General features: G+C 26.2%; 9 protein-coding genes. 2 read left to right on the forward strand and 7 right to left on the reverse strand.

Annotated elements, in window-relative coordinates:
* Window positions 1–94: 94 nt before the first annotated feature.
* The 7 genes from HMPREF0202_RS13910 to HMPREF0202_RS13940 form a co-directional block, all read right to left on the reverse strand.
* Window positions 95–406: a LysM peptidoglycan-binding domain-containing protein gene (locus HMPREF0202_RS13910; protein WP_023051367.1), complete on the reverse strand. Its 312-nt coding sequence runs from the start codon at window positions 404–406 to the stop codon at window positions 95–97.
* A gap of 2 nt (window positions 407–408) precedes the next feature.
* Window positions 409–981 carry a hypothetical protein gene (locus HMPREF0202_RS13915; RefSeq protein ID WP_023051368.1) on the reverse strand — a complete coding sequence of 191 codons (573 nt, stop codon included), beginning with the start codon at window positions 979–981 and terminating at the stop codon, window positions 409–411.
* Between the two features lies 1 nt (window position 982).
* Window positions 983–1,540, reverse strand: coding sequence for a hypothetical protein (locus tag HMPREF0202_RS13920; protein ID WP_023051369.1), 558 nt, complete (start codon window positions 1,538–1,540; stop codon window positions 983–985).
* Window positions 1,537–4,176, reverse strand: a complete 2,640-nt coding sequence (locus HMPREF0202_RS13925) for a hypothetical protein (protein WP_023051370.1) — start codon at window positions 4,174–4,176, stop codon at window positions 1,537–1,539. Before HMPREF0202_RS13925 ends, HMPREF0202_RS13920 begins: the two co-directional genes overlap by 4 nt.
* Window positions 4,177–4,200: 24 nt before the next feature.
* Entirely contained in the window at window positions 4,201–4,923 is a 723-nt protein-coding gene (locus HMPREF0202_RS13930; RefSeq protein ID WP_023051371.1) for a FixG Ig-like domain-containing protein, read from the reverse strand.
* A gap of 71 nt (window positions 4,924–4,994) precedes the next feature.
* Entirely contained in the window at window positions 4,995–5,558 is a 564-nt protein-coding gene (locus HMPREF0202_RS13935) for a hypothetical protein (protein ID WP_023051372.1), read from the reverse strand.
* Window positions 5,559–5,623: 65 nt separating this feature from the next.
* A complete protein-coding gene (locus tag HMPREF0202_RS13940; protein ID WP_023051373.1) occupies window positions 5,624–6,340 on the reverse strand; it encodes a fimbrial biogenesis chaperone in 717 nt (238 codons plus the stop codon).
* 293 nt (window positions 6,341–6,633) lie between these two features.
* Here HMPREF0202_RS13940 and HMPREF0202_RS13945 point away from each other — a divergent pair, with 293 nt between their 5' ends.
* Both HMPREF0202_RS13945 and HMPREF0202_RS13950 read left to right on the forward strand, forming a co-directional pair.
* On the forward strand, window positions 6,634–7,077 hold the full coding sequence (locus tag HMPREF0202_RS13945; RefSeq protein ID WP_084537738.1) for an HD-GYP domain-containing protein: 444 nt from the start codon (window positions 6,634–6,636) through the stop codon (window positions 7,075–7,077).
* A 116-nt stretch (window positions 7,078–7,193) separates the two neighbouring features.
* Window positions 7,194–8,443, forward strand: a 1,250-nt coding sequence (locus HMPREF0202_RS13950; protein WP_023051375.1) for a hypothetical protein, incomplete at its 3' end; no start/stop codon positions are given.

Consider the following 8,443-nt stretch of genomic DNA (forward strand, 5'->3'; position numbering starts at 1 on the left):
AATGATTTTATTATATCTATCTCTTTATCTTTTGAAAATTGGGAAAAACTTACTATTGATAGTGTAAATAGCATCAAAAAAATTATAACTTTTTTCATACCCCACCCCCCTTATTTTGTTCTATCAAATATATGATTTGCCCAGCTCTTAATTTATCAAATCTGCTTAGTTTGTTAATTTTTTCTAATTCATCTATTTTTATTTTATACTCTTCACTTATATCCTCTAAATCCTCTTCCCCCTCAACTATATGATATTTCTTCATTACAGTTGGAAATCTAGCTTTAGAAATACTAACTACTATAAAATTATTTTCTGAATATTTTACTTCATACTCTAATTTTTTCTCCTTTCCATACAAACTTAAAATCATACTTATAAACACTATAAATATATTTTTTTTCATAACTATACCTCCTTTTTATTAGAAGGTTTATTTGTATCACTTGGATATATAGGCAATACTACTGGTTTATTTTCTTCTTGATCTGGAAATATTGGCAATATTGTAGGTCTATCCTCTGGGTGTATTTCTGGAAGAGTAACTGGGTAGTTATTTTTTCTTTTATATACAGAATATACAATTGGAAATTTTCCACTGTATTCTCCTTCTATAATATTTATTTGCTCCCCTTTATCAAGTTCCCTCTTATCTAGTACTGCATAAAATATAACTGGTACCCGTTCTCTTTCTAATATAAGTTCTTGTTCTTTTATTTCCATTCCTATTTTATTAATTTTAATCCATTTTTTTCTATTACTTAACATCATATACTCTGGATATTTAAACACAACTCTTTTCCCTATATCCTCCTCCTTATTATCAGTAAATATCTCTATTTGTGAAGTTGCTAAGACTTGGTTTGGTCCAATTTCTGTAGCATTAATATCTCTAAATTTTAAAGGTTCTACAATCCTAACTTTTATTTCTCCTAATAGAACTGTTGATAATATCATAAAAAATAAACATACTTTTTTCATTTTATCTCACCTCTTCCTTAAGCTCTACAGTCACATAAACTCTTTTCTTATGCACTCCCTCTTTAGAAATTTTAGAGCCATCAATATATAAATAGTTATCTTTTACAAATTTTTGATTTATATATTTAGGTGAAAATATTTTTGTATCAACTTTTCCATCTTCATCAATATCTATTTCTGTTTCACTATAGTGTAACCCATAATAATTTTTTCTTTCAGGCTCCTTATTCATCTCCAATTCAAATGGAATAACTAACTTTTGATCATCTATAACAAGAGCTTTTATTTCTACATCAGATATTATTTCTAAAGGAACTAAAACCTCAACTTTTGTTTCTAAATGAAATGTCGATATTTTTTCTAATTCCCATTCTGTTAAATTATTATTTTCATCTGTTGTTGTATCTGTATTCGGAGAAGCAGGTATCATAGGAATCATTGGTATTTCAAGTGGTGGAAGAGGTTTAACTCCCTCTTCTATAGTTTTATCTTTTATATTTGATGCTTCTATTACACTTATAGATAATATAGCTATTAAGAAAACAACTATCTTTTTCATAATGCTCCCCCTTTTTTAAGTTCACTACCTTCCATACTAAATTTACCATTTTGATAGTTTATTACAAGTCTATTTCCATCTTCTCTATATGCCATTTGAACATTTTTCGCTATACCTTGAATATTATAATCATTACCCATATAAAGTATTTCAACAGTATATTTTTCGCTAAATAATCCATTTATTTCAAATGTTCCATCTAATTCAGGATTTATATATTCTATTAACTTACCTTTTGAGTCTATAACTTTAATCAAGGTATTTTCTAAAATAATTTCTTTCTCTTTTTTACTTAAATTTAAACTTGAGTCTAATTCAAATATTCCTGTTAAACTTAGCATCGGCTTTATTGGTATTTCTGCCTCTACAGTCCCTACTTTTCGTCCTAAAATTTTCATTTTGCTACTTGTTGTTGTATAATTAGGTTTAATAACTGTTGGAGTTACATCATATATAACATCATTAGGTATTCCATGAAACCAAGCTACTCCATCTTCATCTGTTTTTTGTTCATCATTTCTTAATTTTATAATTACATTCTCTACTGTCTTCTCATCTTTATCTCTTATTCCATTATTATTCTCATCTAAATATGTAACTACTTTTATTCTTGAGCTATCTAACGTCTCAATATTTTTAGTTATATCTCTTAAATCAAAAACTTTATCTATACCAGCTGCATATCGTTGATTTCTACCATTTATATCAATATCTGTCTTTAACCAATTATTGTAATCTAAATGGAAACTAAACGTAAACTTTTCCTTTTCTTTTTCTGAATACGAAAACTCTATTGTATAATCAAAAATATCAAAAATATTTTTATTACTTAAGGATAAAGTTGTTTGATAATCCTTTCCATTCTCTCTCCATTCATTTAATAATTGTACATTATAATTTTTTAACCCATTATAATATAAGTTTGCTCTATAAATATCTTCATTATTTAAAGATTTATTATAATCTAAACTTATTAAAAGTTCTTTAAAAGCTTTGCTTGCATTAAATCCAACACTCTCGTTTGAATCTTTGCTACCATCATAATATTTTGTTTTTCCCCAGTCATAATTAATTTGAAACGCTCCCAAAGGATTATATGTCACTGAATAATCCTCTATTTTTTCTTCATCAAAATATCTACCAAAATGTTGATTTTCAGCTTTAAATCTAAAGTTTCCTATATCAATTTGACCCTTATAATCATATCCATATCTTTCCTTATCACTATCCCCTTCTGTATTTCTAAAGCTTTTTAAGGCTTTGTCTCCTCCTAAAACTACTGTATAAGGATATCTATACACAACATTTGAATAAACTCCCTCTGCTCTAATCGAATCTATGTATCCATTATTCCCTTTAATATCACTTTCTATCTTTCTATGATATTTAAATCCAGTCGTAAAGTTATTTGTTAAACCATAGTAAACATTTGCATGACTTTCATACTTATTATATAAATCATTTTCTCTAAGGGAAATATCATACTCTATTTCACCCTTTTTTTGCTGATTATAGTCACTTGTTGTATTTACATCAATTGTGTATATTTTTCCAGCAGGAGTATACACTCTTAATGTGTATTGTCTATTTTCTTGAATTTCTGAGTTAGTAAATTCTACAGTTCCATTTTCAGCTTCTTTTATCTCTATAGGAAATCCCAAATATAATAGCTCTACTTTACTTCCTATTGGAACATTTTCTCTAATTACAAAATTTCTTCCAACTTTAAAATAGCCTTTTTCTTTTCTAAAAATAACTTCCCACTCTCTAGCTTCACCTATTGCTTTTAAATTACTTACTTCAAAAGAATGATCCTTCCATATATCTGGATAATATAGCGATACATCCCCTAACTCTTTATTTCTTATATCATACCCTAAAGTAAACTCACCATATAACAGCCCACCTTGATACTCAACATTTCCACTCCAATCAGTATCAAATTTATTATCTCCCTCTTGTCTTTCAGTATATGCTTCAATATCCAAACCTATATTTCCTAAATCAAAAAGACTATTCTTATTTGTAAACATCATCTCTCCAGCATTTTGAGATTCAATTAATCCATCTTGTACATTTCTTAAATACATTTTTATTTCTTCTGGAGTTTCAAAAGATAATGACATCGCTATTTTATAATCTTCATTATCTATTCTAAAAGATTTTAAAAATATTTTTTTAAATAACTCACTTTCTATATAGAAATCACTATCTGTTACAATTAGCTCTTTATCACTATAAGATATTTTTTTTTCATCTTTAATTCCTGATATAGTTTTATTCTTTGTATTTATTATTATCTCTTCAGCATTTGTCCCTAATTTAAAAACTAGATTTCCATCTAAAATATCATAATTTTTAAATCCAATTACATTAAAAAAATTTATAATTGGAAAATATTCTTTAATTTCCTCCTTTATAACTGGATAAATTTCACTCACTTTTAACCCATTGACACTCAAAGAAAAAAATTCTTTACCTGAACTAGTTCCCTGTAACTCATTTTTAAAAATTTCGTACTCCTCACTTGAAATCATGTTTAAATCTTTTAATTTATTTAAATCTTCCATTGTATAATCACTTGCTAGTATTATAGTGGTAGATATCATTAAATACATCATAACTTTTCTTATCATAAAACACCTCCTGTCTAATTAGTTTTATATCGATAATTTGGAAATCTCTTGATTAGTGTCTTGTTCTCGTATTATAAGATTTTTATATTTTTGTATTTTTTTTATATCACTTTTCTCTAAAACTTCATGTGATAATACTGATAAATCTATCTCCTCTCCTTTTAAAACTCTTATTTTTCCTAATACATATTCATCTTTTTTATTTCCATTAGTTAAAACTAACAAAACTTTTGCTCTACGTTCTCCATTATTTTTAACTTTTCCAGCAACTTTTATTTTACTTCCTTCAAAATTTAGATTTAATTTTTTAAACTCTAATTTTGGTTGAATATCACCTACATAACCTGCTATATCCATTTTTAGATGAGTTAATATCTGTATAGCATTGCTATCATTCTTTTTTTCTAAATTGGGTACGATACTCTCTTTTATTTCCAATGTTGCTAAATATTCTCCTTTTAAGGTAGATGAAGGAGCTTTAATAAAAAGTTTAATTTTTTCTTTTCTCCCAGGTTTTATTGTTATCGTTTTTGGATAATATTCTATCCAATCTTTCATACTGTTTTTTATATTTGTATCACTTAAAGAAATAGTATACCTAATTGGTTTTTGTGTTTTGTTATACAAAGTGAACTCCTGATTACTCCCTACCCCATCTATAGGCTTATCAAAATAAATAGGATGAATATTGATATACGCGAAAAGATTTAAAGTGAATAAGAAAAAGATAATTATAATTTTTTTCATAAAAAAATCCCCCTTTTTTATATTAATTACTCAAAAATGAGGAGAAGAATATTCTCCTCTATTTTAAATAATTAATTATTTAATGTTACTGTAACTGTTTCTGTTCTAGTATAAACTCCAGCTGCTTGATTTGTACCTATTTTAGGAACTATTGATTCTATATTAAATTGTATTTCTTTTGTTCCAACGGCGAATGTTGAAGGTGTTGTTGTATCTGTTGTTCTAAATGTATGAGGAATTGGTGCTCCAGTTCCAACCATATTTCCTGCAACAGTTCCTTTTACCCCTCCTATATCTAAACTGAACTTGCTATAACTTCCTGGTGCTGCTGACGAATTTGCATCTAAGTTTGCTGCATTTGCTCTTTTTACTCTAAAACTTTTTACTAAACTAGGAGTTGGTACATCTACTGGTGAAGTTGTTGATTGTAAAACTTGGCCATGATCAAACTCTACTGTTTTTGCCACTGGTTGCCAATTTCCAGCATCATTTAACTCTTCAATAACTAAATCATTTGTAGCTGCTAAAACTTCTAATTTTGCTTGAATTGTTATATCTGCTGAAGAATCTGTTCCAGGATTAGCTGCAAAAGTAACTGCTGATAAAGCCAATAAACCTAATAAAATCTTTTTCATTTTGATACCTCCTATATTTTATTGTCTTATATATATTAAAAGAGTTTCCCCCTTCTAATAACTATTTAAATTTTTTGCTTTAATATCTCTTTATAGTTCTCTAAATCTCTTATCCTTATACCTGTTATTTCTGATTGTTTTATATTTTTATCTAACTCTATATTAAATTCTTTTTCACTATTTACAGGAACTCTTAAATCTGAATTATATATAGTTCCATTTTTTCCAATTATATCTATTCCACAATATACACCTCTTTTTAAAGTTAAATTTTCTAACTTTCCTGATATTATAATTTGATTATCTTTTTTTCTTGTTTTTAAATTTGTTAATTTTACTTTTGGCTCTAAATTTCCCACATATCCAAAGAGCTCTAAATGAACATCAAAGTTTATTTTAGCACTTGATTCAATTAAATGAGTTTCTTCAGGTAATCTAGGAAGTCCTATCATTTTTACACTTAAAATAAACCCATACTCGCCCTCTTCAGCTCCTTTTGGAGCATTTGAGTAAATTTTAATCTTCCCACTCTTCCCTGGTTTTATTGTTAAAATTTTAGGTGATACTTCTGTCCATTTACTCATATCTTTATGATTTTCTAAAGTAGGTAAAATAGTTAACTTATATCTTAAAGTTTCATCTCCAGAGTTTTTTATAGTAAACTCCCTATATCCGCCATTTCCATCTATTCTTTGTTCATACATTGGCGGACCTATTTGTAACGAAAATAAAAAATTAGCCATAAAAAAAAACAGTATAATTGTTGCTGTTTTTAATTTCATATTAACCCCCTATATTTTTTAATTTAAATATTTTATTTGACATATTACTACCAATGTCTCATTTATTTCCTTTTTTTAAATTTAAAGTTTTTTTTGCTTTTGTTATCTAATTCACTACTTTTTATAAAAACTTAACTCCTAAATTTCATTAAGTATTTTGAAAAGTAATTTCACACCTATTTAGTTTTTTTTTATTCTATGTTATAATTTTTTGAAATAATGGGGGGTGTTTAGTTTGGTTAAATCTTTTTTCTAAATTTTTAGCTGAAAAGTTTAAATGCAGCAGTAAATTTATTGCTGAAATTAGTGAATATGCTTCCCTTCACGATATTGGAAAAATAGGAATTCCAGATTCAATTTTAGAAAAACCTGGCAAACTTTCTCCTTATGAATTTGAAGAGATGAAAAAACATGTACTTTTAGGAAAAAAACTTATTGATAAAATGCAATTGGGTCCTATAGCTCAAAATATTGTACTTTATCATCATGAAAGATGGAATGGTAAAGGGTATTGTTACGGATTAAAAGAGAATGAGATTCCTTTAGAAGCTAGAATTGTAGCTATAGCTGATGTTTATGATGCTTTAAGACAAAAAAGAGTTTATAAAGATGGTTTTTCTCATAAAGAAGCTATTGAAATAATAAAAAAAGAACGTGGTCAGCATTTTGACCCCGCTCTAGTTGATATATTTTTTGAATTTAACGAAGAGTTTAATAAAATTTTTATTGAACATTAATTTTAATTTTTAAACGTTCTTTTTCTTAGAAATATATTGATTTTAATCACTTATTTTGCTATCATTAATTAATGAAGTAGGGGTAACTTCTAAGGGTATACTAAGGGGGAATTTTTATGTATATCAATAGCAAACACTTGCAAATTTTAGATCTTATTAAGAGCAATCCTGACTTTACTTTAAAGCATCTTAGTGAAATTTTAGATATGTCTCAACAACACCTAAAATTATATCTAAAAGATATTTATGAAGAGATTTTGGAAAAAACACACTCTACAACCAAAGTTGATGACATGTTGAACAAAATTTTATATTTCAAAGAAGCTAAAAAAATTTTAAGAAAGTCACAACAATTTACAAAGAATCAAAAAATTTTCTATTTTTTATTTTTTCTTAGTAAATTTAATAGTGTCAATCTTTGTAATATTTCAAAAGAGTTAGATTTAACTCCTAGAAACCTTAATAATTACAAAGAAATTATTAATTGTCTCTTAAAAAAATATAATTTAAAATTAAAAATATCTAGTCAAGGAGTTAAACTTACGGGTTCAGCTTTTAATTTAAGAAGATTACACTATTTTTTACTTTTTAAATTTATAATTGAAAGAAATTATCTTCCTTATAAATTTAGAAAAGATGTTTTAAATAATCTAAATTTTAATAATTTTTTCAAATTAAATAGAGATATATATAATTTTTTAAACTTATTAAACACTCAACATTCGATGCACCAACAGTCTGCAATTTTCTCACTTTGGGTGGCATTTAGAGGCAACGAATATGAAAAAACAACACGTAACCTCTCTTTCAATCAATCTTTAAAATACAAGCCTGGCCATTGGAATAAAGAATTCTTTTACAAAATATTTTATTTTTTAAAAAATAGCTCTTTTAATGAAATTCGAACTGAATCCCTATATCTTTTATTTAATGTTATAGACACCTTTTGCTATTCTAAAGTTTGTTTTAATAATCTTTTAGATAGTGATGCTAAATCTACTTTAAATATTTTTTCTAAATATTTAAAAAAAGACTTACTAACTAATTCTACATTTTTCTCTATTACACATCAATGGATATACTATTGTAAACTAAAACAACTTTTTTTTATTGATGACTTTTCTTTAATAACCCTAAATTTAACAAATATTCCTAACTCTAATATTTTAAATGCAACTAAAGAAATTAAACAAATTATTCCCAACTTTACTATTTTTGAAGGGATACTTCTTTGGTTTATTTTTTCTAAAAATGAAATTCCTAAAGAAATAAATATCTTTGTTTTTAAAAACCTTGAAAAAAAGATTGTTCCTATTATTATAAGTGAAATATATAAAAAACATAATGTTCAAATTACAGAAGCTAT

Source organism: Cetobacterium somerae ATCC BAA-474, assembly GCF_000479045.1.
Lineage (GTDB): Bacteria > Fusobacteriota > Fusobacteriia > Fusobacteriales > Fusobacteriaceae > Cetobacterium_A > Cetobacterium_A somerae.